This window comes from Spirillospora sp. NPDC052269, from assembly GCF_040679435.1.
Classification (GTDB): Bacteria; Actinomycetota; Actinomycetes; order Streptosporangiales; family Streptosporangiaceae; genus Spirillospora.
The window spans coordinates 316,150-332,204 of the sequence record NZ_JBFAUU010000011.1; the positions used below are offsets into that span (position 1 = coordinate 316,150).

14 protein-coding genes are annotated in these 16,055 nt (G+C 71.2%); 6 read left to right on the forward strand and 8 right to left on the reverse strand.

Annotated features, from left to right (window positions below; translation table 11 throughout):
- Nucleotides 1–24: 24 nt before the first annotated feature.
- Nucleotides 25–3,591: a DNA polymerase III subunit alpha gene (gene dnaE / locus AB0L06_RS25000; protein ID WP_500233493.1), complete on the reverse strand. Its 3,567-nt coding sequence runs from the start codon at nucleotides 3,589–3,591 to the stop codon at nucleotides 25–27.
- A 178-nt stretch (nucleotides 3,592–3,769) separates the two neighbouring features.
- Here dnaE and AB0L06_RS25005 point away from each other — a divergent pair, with 178 nt between their 5' ends.
- Entirely contained in the window at nucleotides 3,770–4,654 is an 885-nt protein-coding gene (locus AB0L06_RS25005; RefSeq protein ID WP_500233494.1) for an ADP-ribosylglycohydrolase family protein, read from the forward strand.
- A gap of 48 nt (nucleotides 4,655–4,702) precedes the next feature.
- Here the strand turns inward: AB0L06_RS25005 and AB0L06_RS25010 are convergent, their stop codons facing one another.
- Nucleotides 4,703–6,187, reverse strand: a complete 1,485-nt coding sequence (locus tag AB0L06_RS25010) for an alpha/beta hydrolase (protein WP_500233495.1) — start codon at nucleotides 6,185–6,187, stop codon at nucleotides 4,703–4,705.
- A gap of 192 nt (nucleotides 6,188–6,379) precedes the next feature.
- Between AB0L06_RS25010 and AB0L06_RS25015 the strand changes: the two genes are divergently transcribed.
- Nucleotides 6,380–7,039 (forward strand): hypothetical protein, encoded by a 660-nt coding sequence (locus AB0L06_RS25015; protein ID WP_500233496.1) that lies wholly within the window; start codon nucleotides 6,380–6,382, stop codon nucleotides 7,037–7,039.
- Here AB0L06_RS25015 and AB0L06_RS25020 read toward each other — a convergent pair.
- The 3 genes from AB0L06_RS25020 to AB0L06_RS25030 form a co-directional block, all read right to left on the reverse strand.
- A complete protein-coding gene (locus AB0L06_RS25020) occupies nucleotides 7,036–8,526 on the reverse strand; it encodes an alpha/beta hydrolase (RefSeq protein WP_500233497.1) in 1,491 nt (496 codons plus the stop codon). The two genes, AB0L06_RS25015 and AB0L06_RS25020, sit on opposite strands and share 4 nt — an antisense overlap.
- Nucleotides 8,527–8,894: 368 nt before the next feature.
- The gene (locus tag AB0L06_RS25025) at nucleotides 8,895–9,347 is read right to left on the reverse strand and encodes an imine reductase family protein (protein WP_500233543.1); all 453 of its coding nucleotides are present in this window, start codon (nucleotides 9,345–9,347) and stop codon (nucleotides 8,895–8,897) included.
- Between the two features lie 200 nt (nucleotides 9,348–9,547).
- Complete coding sequence (locus AB0L06_RS25030; RefSeq protein ID WP_500233498.1) at nucleotides 9,548–10,369, reverse strand: class I SAM-dependent DNA methyltransferase; 822 nt, start codon at nucleotides 10,367–10,369, stop codon at nucleotides 9,548–9,550.
- Between the two features lie 49 nt (nucleotides 10,370–10,418).
- On the opposite strand from AB0L06_RS25030, the gene AB0L06_RS25035 reads away from it, so the two are divergent.
- On the forward strand, nucleotides 10,419–10,994 hold the full coding sequence (locus AB0L06_RS25035) for a TetR/AcrR family transcriptional regulator (protein WP_500233499.1): 576 nt from the start codon (nucleotides 10,419–10,421) through the stop codon (nucleotides 10,992–10,994).
- Between the two features lie 47 nt (nucleotides 10,995–11,041).
- On the opposite strand, the gene AB0L06_RS25040 is transcribed toward AB0L06_RS25035, so the two are convergent.
- Both AB0L06_RS25040 and AB0L06_RS25045 read right to left on the reverse strand, forming a co-directional pair.
- Nucleotides 11,042–11,629 carry a DinB family protein gene (locus tag AB0L06_RS25040; protein WP_500233500.1) on the reverse strand — a complete coding sequence of 196 codons (588 nt, stop codon included), beginning with the start codon at nucleotides 11,627–11,629 and terminating at the stop codon, nucleotides 11,042–11,044.
- Nucleotides 11,630–11,672: 43 nt separating this feature from the next.
- Nucleotides 11,673–12,263 carry a DinB family protein gene (locus tag AB0L06_RS25045; protein WP_500233501.1) on the reverse strand — a complete coding sequence of 197 codons (591 nt, stop codon included), beginning with the start codon at nucleotides 12,261–12,263 and terminating at the stop codon, nucleotides 11,673–11,675.
- A gap of 110 nt (nucleotides 12,264–12,373) precedes the next feature.
- Between AB0L06_RS25045 and AB0L06_RS25050 the strand changes: the two genes are divergently transcribed.
- From AB0L06_RS25050 to AB0L06_RS25060, 3 genes are all read left to right on the forward strand, one after another.
- Complete coding sequence (locus tag AB0L06_RS25050; RefSeq protein WP_500233502.1) at nucleotides 12,374–13,090, forward strand: hypothetical protein; 717 nt, start codon at nucleotides 12,374–12,376, stop codon at nucleotides 13,088–13,090.
- Between the two features lie 106 nt (nucleotides 13,091–13,196).
- Complete coding sequence (locus tag AB0L06_RS25055) at nucleotides 13,197–13,793, forward strand: RNA polymerase sigma factor (protein WP_500233503.1); 597 nt, start codon at nucleotides 13,197–13,199, stop codon at nucleotides 13,791–13,793.
- On the forward strand, nucleotides 13,790–14,767 hold the full coding sequence (locus AB0L06_RS25060) for a CU044_5270 family protein (protein ID WP_500233504.1): 978 nt from the start codon (nucleotides 13,790–13,792) through the stop codon (nucleotides 14,765–14,767). Before AB0L06_RS25055 ends, AB0L06_RS25060 begins: the two co-directional genes overlap by 4 nt.
- A 39-nt stretch (nucleotides 14,768–14,806) precedes the next feature.
- On the opposite strand, the gene AB0L06_RS25065 is transcribed toward AB0L06_RS25060, so the two are convergent.
- Entirely contained in the window at nucleotides 14,807–16,048 is a 1,242-nt protein-coding gene (locus tag AB0L06_RS25065; RefSeq protein ID WP_500233505.1) for a flavin-dependent oxidoreductase, read from the reverse strand.
- Nucleotides 16,049–16,055: the final 7 nt, after the last annotated feature.

Here is a 16,055-nt window from a genome sequence, read left to right on the forward strand (position 1 = left end):
CTCCGGTTGATCGGGAGGCGCGGCTCAGCCCTGGCTCACGGCGCCCGCGCCGAGGACGGACTTCAGATCGCCGAACAGCGCGGGCGACGGCTTCACCCGGAAGCGCGTCAGGTCCCACTCGACGGTCCTGCGTCCGCCGGGCTGCCTGATCCGCAGGTGGACGGGGACGTCGCCCGGGTGGGCCCGGAAGATGTTCCTGAGCTGCTCCACGGTCGGCTCGGTGACCTTGTCGGCGCCGAGGCTGATCACGACGGGCGGCTCGGCGCCGCTCACCGACGCCACGTCCAGCACCTCCATCTCCTGGGCGTGCAGGGAGATGCCGCCGTCGCGCTCGTTGATCCGTCCCAGGATCGACACGACGAGGTCGGCGGCGATGGCGTGCGCGTACAGCTGGTAGGCGGACGGGAAGAAGAGCGCCTCGATCGAGCCGTTGAGGTCCTCGAGCTTCACGATCGCCCACGTCTTGCCCTGCTTGGTGACCTTGCGGTCCAGGCCCGCGATCAGGCCGGCGACCCGCACCGTGCCCTCGCGCCCGCCGCCGGTGATGTCGGCGGTGGTGGCGTCGCGGTTGCGCTCCAGGATGCGTTCCGTGCCGTCCAGCGGGTGGGACGAGACGTACAGGCCGAGCATCTCCCGTTCGAAGGCCAGGAGGGTGGCCTTGTCCCACTCGTCCTCGGACGGGATGGGCACCGCCGCCGAACCGATGTCCTCGCCGGTGGGGGCGGCGAGGCCGCCGAACAGCGAGTCCTGGCCGATCGCGGCGTTCTTCTTCTCGGAGATGACGGCGTCGACGGCCTGCTCGTGGATCGTCATCAGGGCCCTGCGCCGGTGCCCGAGCCCGTCGAACGCCCCGGCCTTGGTCAGCGACTCGACCGCCCGCTTGTTGCAGACCGGCATCGGGACCTTGCCGAGGAAGTCGTTGAAGTCCCTGTAGGGACCCTGTTCGGTGCGGCCCTCGATGATGCCCGCGACGACGTTCTCGCCGACGTTGCGGATCGCGCCGAGCCCGAACCGGACGTCGTCGCCGACCGCCGCGAAACGGCCGACCGACTCGTTCACGTCCGGCGGCAGCACCTTCACGCCCATCCGCCGCGCCTCGCCGAGGTAGATGGCCATCCGGTCCTTGTTGTCGCCGACCGACGTCAGCAGCGCCGCCATGTACTCGGCCGGATAGTTCGCCTTCATGTAGGCCGTCCAGTACGAGACCATCCCGTACCCGGCGGTGTGGGACTTGTTGAACCCGTACTGGGAGAACGGAACGAGCACGTCCCACACGGCCTGGGCCGCCTCGGCCGTGTAGCCCTTGTCGGCCATCCCCGCCGAGAAGATGGCCCACTGCTTGTCCATCTCTTCTTTCTTTTTCTTGCCCATCGCGCGGCGGAGCAGGTCCGCGCCGCCGAGGGTGTATCCGGCGAGCTGCTGGGCGATGGCCATGACCTGCTCCTGGTACACGACCAGGTGGTAGGTGTTGCCGAGGATCGGCTCCAGCGCGTCCTTCAGCTCGTCGTGGATCGGCGCGACGTCCTGCTGCCCGGCCTTGCGGAGCGCGTAGTTGACGTGCGCGTTCGCGCCCATCGGTCCGGGCCGTCCGAGCGCCAGGACGGCGGACACGTCCTCGAACTCGGTCGGGGACATCAGCTTGGTGAGGTCCCGCATCATGGACGAGTCGAGCTGGAAGACCCCGAGCGTGTGCCCCTCGCGCAGCAGCGCGTACGTCTTCTCGTCGTCCATGGGCAGCTCGGTCAGGACGATCTCGTCGCCGCGGTTCGCGCGGACGTTGTCGATGCTGTCGCCGAGGATGGTGAGGTTCCGCAGGCCCAGGAAGTCCATCTTCAGCGCGCCGAGCTCCTCGCAGGACGGCCCGTCGTAGCCGGTGATGCGGGCCCCGTCGTCCTGGCGCTGGTAGATGGGCATGACGTCGATCAGCGGCTGGGACGACAGGATCACCCCGGCGGCGTGCACGCCGGTGCCGCGGGTCAGGCCCTCGATGCCGACGGCGGTGTCCATCACCCGCTTGACCTCGATGTCGTCGCCGTAGAGCTGCCGCAGCTCGGCCGCCTCGGCGTGGCGCGGGTGCCCGTCGTCGAACACGGCCGACAGCGGGATCTCCTTGCCTCCGGCGGCGGGCGGGAACGCCTTGGTGATCCGGTCCCCGAGCGCGAACGGCAGGCCGTGGATGCGGCAGGCGTCCTTCACCGCCGCCTTGGACTTGATCGACATGTAGGTGATGATCAGCGAGACGTTGTCGCGGCCGTACTTCCCGGTGACGTACCGGATCATGTCCTCGCGCCGGCGGTCGTCGAAGTCGAGGTCGACGTCGGGCATCGACACGCGTTCGGGGTTGAGGAACCGCTCGAAGATCAGGCCGTGTTCGAGCGGGTCGAGGTCGGTGATGTCGGTGACGTAGGAGACCATCGAGCCGGTGGCGCTGCCCCGTCCGGGGCCGAGCCAGATGCCGTTGTTCTTTGCGTAACGGCAGATGTCGGAGACGACCAGGAAGTACCCGGGGAATCCCATGTCGTCGATGACCTTGAGCTCGTACTCGATCCGTTCGACCACCTCCGCCGGGACCGGGGCGCCGAACCTGCGCTCGGCGCCCTCGAACGCCTCCTTCCGCAGCCACGTCGACTCGGTCTCGCCCGCGGGGATCGGGAACTTGGCGGCCAGGTCCCGGCGCTCGAACACCGGGTCGTAGGGCTCGACCATCTCCGCGACGAGCAGCGTGTTGCGGCAGCCGTCCTGCCAGGTGCCGGACGCGTCGACCGCGCGCATCTCGTCGGCCGTCTTGAGGTAGTAGCCCGACCCGCCGAACCGGAACCGGTCCGGATCGGTGAGCAGCGCCTGCGTGCCGACGCACAGCAGGGCGTCGTGGGCCTCGGACTGGTCCTCGGTGACGTAGTGGGAGTCGTTGGTGACCAGGGGTGGGATGTCCAGGGCCCCGGCGATCCTCAGCAGGTCCTCGCGGACGCGGCGCTCCAGGGGCAGGCCGTGGTCCATCAGCTCCAGGAAGTAGTGGTCCTTCCCGAAGATCTCCTGGTACTTCGCGGCGGCGTTCAGCGCCTCGTCGTACTGCCCGAGCCGAAGCCGCGTCTGGACGGCGCCGGACGGGCACCCGGTGGTGGCGATGATCCCCCTGCCGTACTCCGACAGCAGCTCGTCGTCCATCCGGGGCCACTTGCGGTAGTGCCCCTCCAGCGACGCCAGGGAGGTCAGCCTCATCAGGTTCCGGAGCCCGCCCGCGTCCCGGGCCCACATCGTCATGTGGAGGTAGGACCCGGACGCCGAGACGTCGCCGCCCTCACCCGTCTGCTCGTTGGTCTTCTTCTGGTGGGGCTCGCCCCACAGGATCGGCTTCTTGACGTGCCGGGACTCGGGCGCGACGTAGGCCTCGACACCCAGGATCGGAGTGATCCCGGCCTTCTTCGCGTTCTTGTAGAACTCGTACGACCCGAACATGTTGCCGTGATCGCTCATCGCGACGGCGGGCATCCCGAGCTCCGCGGCGCGGTGGACCAGCGGATTGATCTTGGCGGCTCCGTCCAGCATGGAGTACTCGGTATGGACATGCAGATGGGCGAAGGAGTCGGACACGGAAGCACCCCCAAGAAGATGTGTTTGCGCAGGTCAGAGCCACAAATGGCGCTTGGTGTGGCTCCGGTCCGCCAGCGGCGTCGCCACCCTACGGTCCGGGCGCGGGCGAGGGTGGGCACCACGGAAACCCAGGCATGGCGCGTTCCGGGACGCCGTTCAGATCGGCAAAGATGGGGGGATGTCACGTGATCGGGTTGGGCGGGCTTGGGGGTCGCTGGCCGGGCTTGCGCTGGGGGACGCACTCGGGTCCCAGTTCTTCGTTCCTTCGAACCGTCCTCACCTGGACGCGCGGTCGTTGCCACCCGGGCCCTGGCAGTGGACGGACGACACCGAGATGGCGTGCTCGGTCTATCTCGTCCTGGCCGCTCATCATGAGGTTGACCAGGACGTTCTCGCGGCGTCCTTCGCTGAGCGGCACGACTTCGATCGCGGGTACGGTCCCGCGACGAACCGGATGCTGAGGCTCGTGCGGGAGGGCGGCGACTGGCGGGAGCTCGCGGCCGGGTTGTTCGACGGGTCCGGGTCGTGGGGGAACGGCGCTGCCATGCGTGTCGCTCCGCTTGGCGCGTTCTTCGCGGACGACCTGGGCGAGGCGGCCCGGCAGGCCGCGCTTTCCGCGGTGGTCACGCATACCCACCCGGATGCCGTCGCAGGTGCGGTCGCGGTGGCCGTCGCCGCTGCGCTCGTGGCGTCAGGGCCTCAGCGGCCGGGGCCGTTCATCGACCGGATTCTCGAGCATGTGCCGTCCGGGAAGGTGCGCGAGGGGTTGCGGGAGGCTCGGCAGCTGCTGACCCTGTCGGACGCGGAGACCGTCGCCCGCGTCCTCGGCAACGGGCGGGCCGTGGCCGCTCACGACACGGTGCCCTTCGCGATCTGGGCCGCCGCCCGGAACCTGGACGACTTCGAACGGGCCTTCTGGACGACCGCGTCCGCGGGCGGGGACATCGACACGACCTGCGCGATCGTCGGCGGAATCGTCGCGTCGGGGATCGGGGCCGATCGGTTGCCCGAGGCGTGGCGCGCGGCAGTGGAGCGGCTTCCGGCCTGGGCTTCCGGCGGATGACCCGCGAAGGGCGGCCGGTGCGGTGGCCGCCCACGCGGGTTACGCGGGTTACGCGCCGCAGGTCGGGGTGGTCGGGAGGTTTCCGGAGATGAGGTAGTCGGCCTGGGCGGTGCGGGCGCAGGCGGAGTTGAAGAAGGTGGTGTGGCCGGCGACCTCGGCGATGAGCAGGCCGCTGTTGGGGATCTCGCGGTGCACGCCCTGCGCCCAGACCAGCGGGGTGGACGGGTCGTACCGGTTGCTGGTGATCAGGATCGGCGGCGTCCCGGTGATCCGCTGCGGGGCCCACGGGTCGGACGCCTGGAGGGGCCAGGACGCGCACAGGTCCGTCATCATCCACGCCTCGGACGCGCCGCCGGTGTGCGGGGAGATCGCGCGGGCGTGCGCGAGGCGGGACGCGGCGTCGGCGTAGCCGCGCAGCTGCGGCGGGAAGCTCTGGCAGCTGACCGCGGCGTAGGCGTCCTGCGGCTGGCCGATCGCGGAGTTGTCCGCGAGGACGGACGCGTCGCCCGCTTGTGCCTGCGCGATGCCGTCGCCCAGTGTCGTCCAGGTCGAGGGGAACAGGACGGACGAGCTCGCTATCAGCAGATTCGGCAGGACGAGCTGGATCGCCTGGTCGTCCACCGTCGTCGCGCCGCCCTGGGCGTTCGGGGCGGGGATCGGTGTGCGGGCGGCGCGGGCGACGAGGTCGTCCCAGATCTTGACGACGTTCTGGCCGTGCAGCGCGCACGACGTGGACGCCGTGCACCACGAGGCGAACCGTCCGAACACGTCCGACAGCGACGACGCCTCCTGGTAGAGGAACTCGCGCGGGCCGACGGCGTGGTCGATCGCGCCGTCCAGCACCATCGTCCTGATGCGGTGCGGGTACAGGCGGGCGAAGGTCTGGCCGAGGTAGGTCCCGTAGGAAAGGCCCAGGTAGCTGACCTTCTTCTCGCCGAGCGCGACACGGATCGCGTCCATGTCGCGGGCCGCGCTGACGGTGTCGACGTGGGCCGCCAGATCGGGTGGGGAGTTCTTGACGCAGGACGTTCCGTAGGCCGCGCTCTGCCGCTGAATCGACGCGAACTGGGCGGGGGAGTTCGGGAAGGCGGGCACCTTGGCGGACAGGCCGGGCCCGCCGCACGTCACGGCGGTGCTCTCGCCGATGCCGCGCGGGTCGAAGCCGATGATGTCGAACCGGTTCTGCAGGGAGGTGGGCACCAGGTTCCGTCCGCCCGCTGCGACGATCTCGGCGCCCGCCCCGCCGGGGCCGCCGAAGTTCATCAGCAGGGATCCGATCCGATGCTTCTGGTCGAGCGCGGGTAGACGGGACAGGCGGAGGGTGATGGTGCGTCCGTGCTGGTCGTCCCAGGACAGCGGCACCTTGATGTCCGCGCACTGTGCACCGGAGCCCGGTCCGCCGTGGAGGCAGGGGCTCCAGGACGTCGCGGACGGGGCGGGCGGTGCGGCGAGCGCGGATTGCGATAGCGAGGTGGCGGTCGCGACACCGGCAAGTGTCGCGACGGCGAGTGTGACCAGTCGTGATCTCCTCATGCGGGGGACGCTACAGAGCCCGCCCCCTCCTGCTCATCCCTCGCAGGACGTACGGAAGATCAGCAGAAAGGAGGATTACCCATCGGGAGCTGCGCGGCGCCGACCACGGACCGGAACAGGTCAGGATCTTGACCGGCCGAAAGGGCGGCCCCAGGGTGGTGCCGGTCTGACACCGACGGCCATGGAGGGACGTTGCCCGACCCGCGCAGCGCGAAGGACGAATGGGGGAGTCCGTACTACGTGGACAGGCACCTCACGGGGCGCCTGGTGGCCGATGAGGCGCTCGGCGTGAAGCTGCCCGACGGCTTTCGCGCGACCGTCCTGGCCGGGACCGATGGGCAAGGGCCCCTGGAGATCCCCGTCGTGTGGGCCGAGCGCCTCTACACCCTCTGCCCCTTCTGCGATGAGCCGCTGCCCCCCGAGGACGGCTGCCCTGTCGCCATCGACCCCGCCGGCGATGGCGGAAGCGTGATCGACATCCAGCGGCTCCACCCCTGCGGGCAGGAGATCGAGGTGGAGTGGGAGGTCCCCGCCGAGAAGGTGGACGACCCGCGGGAGTGGATCGAGCGAGTGGCCCTGAAGTTGGCCGTCGAACAGTGGACGGAGCTCTTGCGCAGCGCGGTGCTGTTGGCCTTCCTGGGAATGGCGACGCGGAAGAGGTTCGGCGAGACCCTTGCTGAACGGGAGGCCGAGCTCACGACCGGCAGTGAGACCGAGCCCGGCGTCTACCAGTGCCCGAAGGACGGATGGGTCGCGTGGGGCTACGTCCCCGGAGGCGAGGACTCGGGCGCCGTCATGCGGTTCACGCTGAAGGACGTCCTGGGCTCCGGGGATGAGCCTCCACCGGACTAGGCGCCGCAGGTGAGGGTGGTGGGGAGGGTTCCGGTGATGAGGTAGTTCGTCTCCTCGGCGCGGGCGCAGGCGGAGTTGACGAAGCCGAGGTGGCCGGTGACGTTCGCGACGAGCAGGCGGCTTCCGGCGATCTGGCGCTGGAGGCCCTGGGCCCAGACCAGCGGGGTGGACGGGTCGTTCCTGGAGCTGACGATCAGGGTCGGCGGAACGCCGGTGATCTTCTGCGGGGCCGGCGGGTTGGACGCGGGGAGCGGCCAGGACGCGCACGCGGCCGTCACGAGCCATGAGCCGGACGCGCCGCCGGTGTGCGGCGACAGGGCGCGGACCCGCTTCAACCAGGTGGCGATCTCGGCGTAGCCGTGCAGCCGGGGCGGGAAGTCCTGGCAGCTGACCGCGGCGTACGCGGCCTGGGGCGTCCCGGCCATGGAGTTGTCGGACAGGATCGACGCGTCCCCGGCTCGTGCGCGCGCGATGCCCTCGCCCAGGACCGGCCACGACGACGGGATCAGCGTGGACGTCGGGCCGATCTGAAGCAGGTTCGGCAGGGCCATCCGGATCGCCTCGTCGTTCACCGTGTGTTCGCCGACCGTGGCGTTCGGGGCGGGGATCGGTGCGCGGGCGGCGCGGACGAGCAGGTCGTCCCAGAGCTTGACGACGTCTTGACCGTGCAGCGCGCAGGAGGCCGTCGCCGAGCACCACGCGGCGAACCGGCTGAACACGCGAGACGTCGACGCCCCCTCCTGGTAGACGAGGTCGCGCAGGCCGACGGTGTGGTCCACGGCGCCGTCCAGCGCCATCGTGCGGACGCGGTCCGGGTATAGGCGCGCGTAGGTCTGCGTGATGAGCGTCCCGTAGGAGATCGCCAGGAAGCTGAGCTTCCGCTCTCCGAGCGCCGTGCGGACGACGTCCATGTCGCGGGCCACGCTGACGGTGTCGACGTTGGCGACCAGGCCGGGCGTGGAGTTCCTGACGCAGGACGTTCCGTAGGCCGCGCTCTGCCGCTGCAACGCCGCGAACTGAGCGGGAGAGTTCGGGAAGACCGGCACTGTGGAGGACAGGGCGGGACCGGCGCACTTCACGGCGGTGCTCGCGCCGATGCCGCGCGGGTCGACGCCGACGATGTCGAACCGGTTCTGGAGCCCGGTGGGTATCAGCTTGCGTCCCTGTAGCGCGGTCGTCTCCGCGGACGGTTCACCGGGCCCGCCCAGGACGAACATCAGCGTTCCGATCCGGTGCTTCGGATCGAGCGCGGGCAGGCGGGACATGTGCAGCGAGATGGTCCGTCCGCGCGGATCCGCCCACGACACCGGGACCTGGATGTCCGCGCACTGCGCCGAACTGGACTCAGGGCATGCGCTCCATGCGGGCGCGGTCCCGCGCGCGGAGCCCATCGGCGATGCCGCGGACGCGATGCCCGGCAGCGATGCGGTGCTCGCGGCGGCGGCAAAGGCCGCGACACCGCGTGTGACCCAACGTGATCTCCTCATGTCCAGGACGCTAGGCGCGTCGTCCGCGGCCGTGAATCCTCCGGCGGACCGAAGCCGCGCTGAGCCGACGGCAGTAGCCGCGGCCCCGAAACGGCCTGACCTGGCACGCACTACCACCGCTGTAGCAGGCCGCCGAAGTCGGAGCCACGTTCGGAACGGGATGAGATGAAGCCGGTTCGGCGCGCGCTACCTGCCAGCGTGCCCACCGGATCCTGACCGCCGCGCACGACGTGGCGGTCAGGGAGCATCCGGTGGACCACTTCGTCCGCGTCCAGGTGGAGATCACGCTCTGGTGCCGTCCGCCGCTGTTGGCCGCCCTGCCGGCGGCGGCCGGTTCTGCGCCCGCCTTCGCCTTCTGGGCCTGAACGTCACGCCTTGGCGAACTGCTCGACCAGGACCGCGTAGCCGTCGCCGCCGCGTCCCTCGCCGACGGCGCGTCCGGCGATGTCCTGGATGAGGTTGGGCAGTTCGGCGCTGACGCCGAGGCTCTCGCTGGCCTCGACGAGGTGCCTCATCGAGGCGACGTGCCCGTCGAGCGTGGAGTCGAGGACGGGGTACTCGCCCTCGTCGACCTGCCGCGCGTAGCCGGGGAGCCAGGCCGAGACGGTCCCGACGCCCTGGGCGGCGATCGGGGCGAACGACGCGGCGTCCACGCCCGCGGCCTTGAGCAGCGCGGCTCCGTGCAGGAAGCCGTTCAGCATGTTCCACATCAGGCTCAGGACGGCCATCTCGTGGTACGCGGTGACGGCGTGGTCGTCGCCGAGGTGCCGCGTCCCGGAGCCGAGGCTCAGCAGCGTCGGCTCGTGCGCGGTCCGTCCCAGGCGTCCGCCGGGTCGAGCAGGTCGCGGACGGCCTGGACGACCACATCGACACGCTCGCCCGCACGCGCGACTCCCTCAGCGACTTCATCACGGCCACCGAAGCACTCCCACTGAGCGCCTGACCCCGCGCCCGCCCTGCGCCCGCCTCACGAGCCGGACGTCCGCGAGCCGGACGTCCGGGCGGTTGGACGTTCGGGTGGTCAGGCGTCTGCGCGGACAGCGACCAGTGCGTGGGTGGTGAACCGCATGGTGAAGGAGCCGCCCAGGGCGTCGATGACGTCCCCGAGACCGTCCAGGATCTCCCGCATCTTCGGCGCGGGGATGCGCGGGGCGATGCCGGTGGTCGGGATGTGGTCCAGGTACTCGTCGCGCGTGTAACGCCGCTCCCAGGTGTACTCCCACACCTCGGGCTCGGTGAAGGCGGACGTCGCGCGGATGCCGTCGGACGCCTTGTCCACGATGGTCGAGTGCCCGCTCGCGGCGGCCTGCGGGCGGGTGAGGGCCGCCAGCTCGGGCATGACGCGCGTGTAGACGGCCGCGAACGCCTCGGCGGCCTCCGGCTCGGGATCGAACAGGTGCCAGAACGCGGCGAGCACACCGTTCGGACGGAGCACCTCGGCGGCCTTCGCGGCCGCGGCGTTCGGCTCCAGCCAGTGCCACGTCGTCGCGGACACGACGGCGTCGAACGTCCGGCCGGACGCGTCCCACTCCTCGAACTTGGCGACCTCGGCGTCCAGGCCTCGCGAGCGGGCGACCTCGGCCATGCGCGCGTCCGCGTCCACGCCGAGCACCGTGCAGCCCGCCGCCTGGAACTGGCGGGACGCGATGCCGGTGCCGCAGCCCACATCGAGGAACTCGCGTCCGGGCGCGGCGGCGACGATCCGGTCGATCAGGGCCCGCGGGTAGGACGGGCGGGCGCGGTCGTAGCGCGCGGCGGACGCGCCGAAGGACTCGGCCATCTCGCGGGCCTCGTGCGCCGCGCCCTCGAGGGGACGGGGGGTTCCGGACGGTAGAGTGGGCATGTGCCCACACTAGTGGGCACATGCCCACTCGACAAGGGAGCGACAACGCATGCCTACCGGTGTGGCCATCCGCGATCCGCGCGAGCAGCTCTTCGACGCCGCCGAGCGTGTCCTGCTGCGGGACGGCCCGAGCGCGCTGACCAGCCGCGCCGTCACCACGGAGGCGGGGGTCGCCAAGGGCGTCCTGCACCGGCACTTCACCGACTTCGACGCCTTCCTCGCCGGCCTCGTCGAGGACCGGGTGTGCCGCGTCGAGGCGCAGCGCGCCGAACTGGTCGCCGCGGCCGGGACGGGCGACGTGATCGACGTCCTCACCGAGGCGCTCACCGAGCTGTTCAGCCCGGTGGCCGTCGCGATGGTCGCCCTGGTCACCTCGCGGGACGGTCTGCGCGCCCGGCTGCGCGCCGCCGGGCACCCCGGCCTCCCTGTGCTGACCCACGGCGCCGAGATGATCGCGGCCTACCTGGAGGCCGAGCGCGCGGCCGCGCGGATCGCCCCCGGCGCGAGCTCCGAGACGCTCGCGCTCATGCTCATCGGCAGCGCGCACATGCACTTCACCAGCGGAGACGGCGGCGGCGAAACCGTCCGCGAGATCGTCTCCACAACCGTCGTCATGGCGGGCTGATCCCGGTCGGGGGGCGGTGCCGCAGGGGCGCGGCACCGCGTGAGGGGCTAGGACGCGGCGGTCTTGGCCGCCTCTTCCAGCGTGTTCCGGTAGTCGGCCCACCAGTTCCGGTCGGTCTCGGGCATGTTCTCCCGGCCGAGGCGCATCCCGACGGTGCCGTCGATGAGCTCGCGGACGATGTCGGCGTGCCCGGCGTGCCGGTGCGTCTCGGCCGCGACGTGGATGATGATCTGGTCGAGCGTCACGTTCGCGCGCTCTTCCGGCCACCAGAGGACCCGGCCCGGCGCGTCCAGGGGGAGCTCGGCGATCGTCGCGTCCGCGAACGCGCGCACCCGCTCGTACAGGGCGAGGACGTCCTCGCGCGACTCGTCCGGCGTGGCCCACATGTCGGCGTTCTTCTCGGCGTCCGCCCCCAGCCACGGGAACTGCTCGGGGAAGGGCCGCCCGAACGTCACGGCGAAGTAGCCGATCTCGGTCCCGGCCAGGTGCTTCACCAGGCCCAGAAGGTTGGTTCCGGTCGGCGTCATCGGACGCCGGATGTCGTACTCGGACAGCCCCTCGAGCTTCCAGAGCATGGCCTCGCGCCCAAAGTCGAGGTACTGGCGCAGGTGGGTCTTGATATCGGGCTTCGTCATGCGAACATTCTGTCGAACCGCGGCCCGGGGCGTGCCCAGTTGATCAACCCGCTTCGCCGGACGCCTCCCTGGCGACGCGTTCCAGCCTGTCGCGGTACCGGGCCCACCAGGCGGCGTCGCCCTCGGCCGTGTTGGCGCCGTCCGCGCGCTGCCCGGCCGAGCCGTCCACCAGTTCGCGGACGATGTCGGCGTGCCCCACGTGCCGGTGCGTCTCGCCGATCATGTGGACGAGGACGCGGTGCAGCGTCAGCTCCTGCCGGTTCCCCCAGGGGACGCGTCCGACCGCGTCCAGTTCCAGCTCGGCGATCGTGGCGTCCGAGTGCCGCCACATCGCGCGGTAGTCGTCGAGGATCCGCTCCCGCGTCTCGTCGGCGGTCGCCCAGAGGTCGGCGTTCGGCTCGGCGTCGCCCGCGAACCACAGCGCGGGGCCCTCGACCGGCCGTCCGAAGGCCGCGCCGAAGTAGGCCGCCTCGGCGCCCGTCAGGTGCTTGACCAGCCCGAGCAGGTTCGTCCCGGTCGGGGTCATCGGACGCCGCACGTCGTATTCCGGCAGGCCGTCCAGCTTCCAGACCAGGGCGTCCCGGGCGTCCTGGAGGTGGAGGAGCAGGTCGGCCTTGGCGTCGAATGCGATCACGCGTGTCATTCTCGCGGCCGTCCGGTGGGACGGTCATCTGAGTATTTGTACGGATGCAGGGCGGTCGGGCGGGCCCCGATGATGGACGGGTGCGACGATTTACGCCTTTTGTGGCTCTTCTCCTGTTCGTGTCCGGGTGCGGCCTGGTGCCGTCCGTCGAGGACCGGGCCATCTCGACGGCCCAGGGCAAGGCCCGCCGGATGGGCAACGTGCTGCGCGGATCCTCGTTCTTCGAGGCACAGGAGGTCGCCCACCGCGCCTCCGAACTGGACGGCGCGGAGGTCCTGAAGGTGTCCGGGACGAACCCGAGACGCGGCGACGGGGTGCGGCTGGTCGTCCGGGTCGAGGGGCAGGCGACCGAGTCGTTCGGCGGGTCCACCGTCACTGTCAGGCGCTGCTTCGAAATCCACGTCGACGGGGATGTGGAGTTCGACGCCACCCCGCCGCAGGTGAAGTGCCCCGCGAACGCGCCGCTCAGGTTCGCCCCCTGGCCGAAGAAGCCCGAGCTGCCGTCCGAGGCCCGGCTGCGCAAGGCCATCCCGTCCGCCCCGCGCGGTGGCCGCGCGGACGAGACGAAGATCCGCGCGGCCGTGTCCCGGATGGGTCTCGATCCCGCGATCACCGCCGAGTACCTGACCCAGGACGACACCGTCGGCCTGGCCCTGACCGTGAGGCCGCGCCATGTGAGCGGCCCTCTCGACTGCGTGCTCGTCCGCGTGGCGCCGGGGAAGACCGTCGTGTTCGTCCCGTCCACCATCCAGCGGATGCCGGGGGAGGGCGGCTGCAGCGCCGGGAACGCCATCAGCCCCATGCCGCCCCCGCACTAGATCGCCCGCGAAAGGTCGTGAACCCGATCGGGGGGTGCGGGCGACAACGGGTGTGCGAACGCCATCTCCGACCCGAGAGGGACGTCATGATCCACGGGACACGCTCATGACGGCCGCCCCCAGACCCGTCCCGGCGACGACCGCCGCGCGCGCCGAAGGGCTCGACGACGCGGAGCTCATCGGGCTCTCGCTGGACGAGCCCGAACGGTTCGCGGTGCTGTTCGACCGGCACGGCGCGCGGATCCACGACTACGCGGCCCGGCGGCTCGGCGTTCAGGCGGCCGAGGACATCACGGCGGAGACGTTCTACACGGCGTTCCGCCGCCGCGCCACCTACGACCGGACGTACCCGAACGCGCGCCCCTGGCTGTACGGGATCGCCGGCAGGCTCATCGCGCGTCACCGCAGGTCCGAGGAGCGGTACCTGCGGGCGCTGCGGCGCACGGGCGTGGACCCGCTGCCCGCGCCCGAGGACGAGGCCGTCGTCGAACGCGTCGCGGCGCAGGCGGAACGGCGTCTCGCGGGGGCCGTCGCGAAGCTGTCCCCGGGCGACCGGGACGTCCTGCTGCTGGTCGCGTGGGGCGGCCTGACCTACGAGGAGGTGGCGGCCGCGCTGGAGGTGCCGCTCGGGACCGTCCGGTCGCGACTGTTCAGGGCCCGCCGCAAGGTACGCGCCGCGCTGGGAGAGGACGACGACCGATGAACGAACTCGACATGACCGGAGGCGGACGAGACGCCGGCGAGCTCGACGCACTGCGCGACCTGCGCGCCGACATACCGCCGATGGACCAGTCCGTCCGGAATGACATCCGCGCGAATCTGTTCACCCTCACCGACGACGCCCCGATGCCGAAGCGCGCCCCGCGTGCGCGCAAGGAGCGGCGGGCCGTCCTGCCGATCGCGGCCGCCGTGCTGCTGACCGTCGGGATCGGCGTGGGCGTCGCCGTCGTCAGGGACACGGGCGGCGCGTCCTCCGGCGTCCAATCGGGGACGGACCCCCGAGTGGGCCCGCACAAGTGGATCTACACGCGCAGCCTCTTCGCGAGTGGCGGCAGCATGAGCACCTGGTACAAGGGCGTGAATCCGAGCGCCCTGAGCAGGCAGGAGGACTGGCGGCGCGTGGACGGCGAAGGGAAGGCCTTCTACAACCGATCCGGAAAACTGAGCTTCTTCTGGACGACGGCAGGAGTCTCCCACAAGGGCAGGGCGACCCTCATCTATGCGGGTGGGGGCCCCCTCTACTCGTTCGCGAACTACGACCGGCTGCCCACCGACACCGAGGCTCTCCTGCACCGCCTCACCACCGACCGGTACCGGAACCAGGTCGGGCCCACGAACCCCGTGGATGCGTTCGACCGTGTCGAGGACATGCTCCAGGACCCGCTGCCGCCGCGGCTGGCAAAGGCCCTCTACCGGGTCCTGCACCGCATCCCCGGCGTCGTGGTCCGGCCGCGCCTCACCGATGCCGCGGGACGACGCGGCGACGGCTTCTCCTTCACCGACGGCGGCGACCGGAAGACCGTGATCATCGATCCGGTGAGCTTCCGGCTCATGGGCACCAGCGAGGACGCCGTCACCGACTTCCGCAATGCCGGCGACCTGGTGCGGAAGGGGACCCTGCTCGAACGCTCCGCGGTGATCGAGTGCAAGATCGTGAACAAGGCGGGGCAACGCTGACCGGACCGGACCGGGCGGCGCCGAGCCTGCCCGGTCCGGCTAGCGGCTCCAGGGGGAGTCGCCGTTGTCGGTGTGCGTGGTCGTGCGGTAGAAGTTCGCCAGCGACGCGAGTTCTTCGGCGGTCAGGACGTCCTCGATGCGGTCGAAGCCGTGCGGGGCCCGCCGGGTGACCGTTTGCAGGATGTGGTCGGCGGGCATTTCGCGGCAGGCCAGCACGATCGCGTTGACCGGCTCGCGGCGCGCACGGTCGTACGCGGCGAGGCCCTCGGACGGGTCGTCCGCGCGGGCCAGCTCGTAGGCGAGGGCCCGCGCGTCCAGGATCGCCTGGGAACCGCCGTTCGAGCCGATCGGGTACATCGGGTGCGCGGCGTCCCCGAGCAGCGCAACACGGCCCCGCGTCCAGGACGGGAGCGGGTCGCGGTCCACCATCGGGTATTCGAGGACGGTCTCGGTCCGGGACAGGAGCCCTGGGACGTCCAGCCAGTCCCATCGCCAGTCGGCGATGTGGCGGAGGACGTCGTCGAGGCGGCCCGTTCGGTTCCAGTCGGCGGTCCCGGCGGACGTGCCGGGCCTGCGTGCCTCGACGACCCAGTTGAGCAGGGCGCGGCCGCTCTCGCGCTCGGCCCGCGCCGAGATCGGGTAGAGGACGAGCTTGACGGCGGCGTTGGTGCCCGCGGCCACCAGCGTGCGGCCGTCCAGTACGGGATCGGCCTCGACGACCCCGCGCCACATCCGGATGCCGTTCCACAGCGGGCTGCCCTCGTCCGGGTACAGGACGCGCCGGACGGTCGAATGCAGGCCGTCCGCCCCGACCAGGACGTCCGCCTCGAAGCGCTCCTCGGCCCCGGACGCACGGTCACCGAGACGCGCGCGCACGAGGCCGTCGCCCTGCTCGAAACCGAGAAGGCTCGTCCCGCAGCGGACGGCCTGCTCGCCCAGACGCTCGCGCACTGCTTCGAGCAGCGCCATCTGCAGTTCGCCGCGATGGATCGAGTACTGCGGCCACCGGTAGCCGAGCGCCCTGCCGCGCGGCTCGGACCAGATCTCCCCGCCATGCCGGTCGAAATGCGTCATCTGACGAGTGGGGATCGCGAGGTCCGCGAGGACGTCCCCGAGCCCCAGTTCGGTCAGCTCGCGGACGGCGTGCGGCAGCAGGTTGATGCCGACCCCCAGCGGACGCGGCACCACCGATTCGACCAGGGTCGGCGTGATGCCGTTGGCGTGCAGGGCGAGCGCGGCGGTCAGCCCGCCGACGCCCGCCCCAGCCACCAGGACGCGCACTGCCCGC

Coding starts and splice junctions, on each gene's coding strand:
- AB0L06_RS25005 (WP_500233494.1), top strand. CDS start 3,770: ATGTCACGTGATCGGGTTGGGCGGGCTTGGGGGTCGCTGGCCGGGCTT.
- AB0L06_RS25010 (WP_500233495.1), bottom strand. CDS start 6,187: ATGAGGAGATCACGACTGGTCACACTCGCCGTCGCGACACTTGCCGGT.
- AB0L06_RS25020 (WP_500233497.1), bottom strand. CDS start 8,526: ATGAGGAGATCACGTTGGGTCACACGCGGTGTCGCGGCCTTTGCCGCC.
- AB0L06_RS25030 (WP_500233498.1), bottom strand. CDS start 10,369: ATGCCCACTCTACCGTCCGGAACCCCCCGTCCCCTCGAGGGCGCGGCG.
- AB0L06_RS25035 (WP_500233499.1), top strand. CDS start 10,419: ATGCCTACCGGTGTGGCCATCCGCGATCCGCGCGAGCAGCTCTTCGAC.
- AB0L06_RS25040 (WP_500233500.1), bottom strand. CDS start 11,629: ATGACGAAGCCCGATATCAAGACCCACCTGCGCCAGTACCTCGACTTT.
- AB0L06_RS25055 (WP_500233503.1), top strand. CDS start 13,197: ATGACGGCCGCCCCCAGACCCGTCCCGGCGACGACCGCCGCGCGCGCC.
- AB0L06_RS25060 (WP_500233504.1), top strand. CDS start 13,790: ATGAACGAACTCGACATGACCGGAGGCGGACGAGACGCCGGCGAGCTC.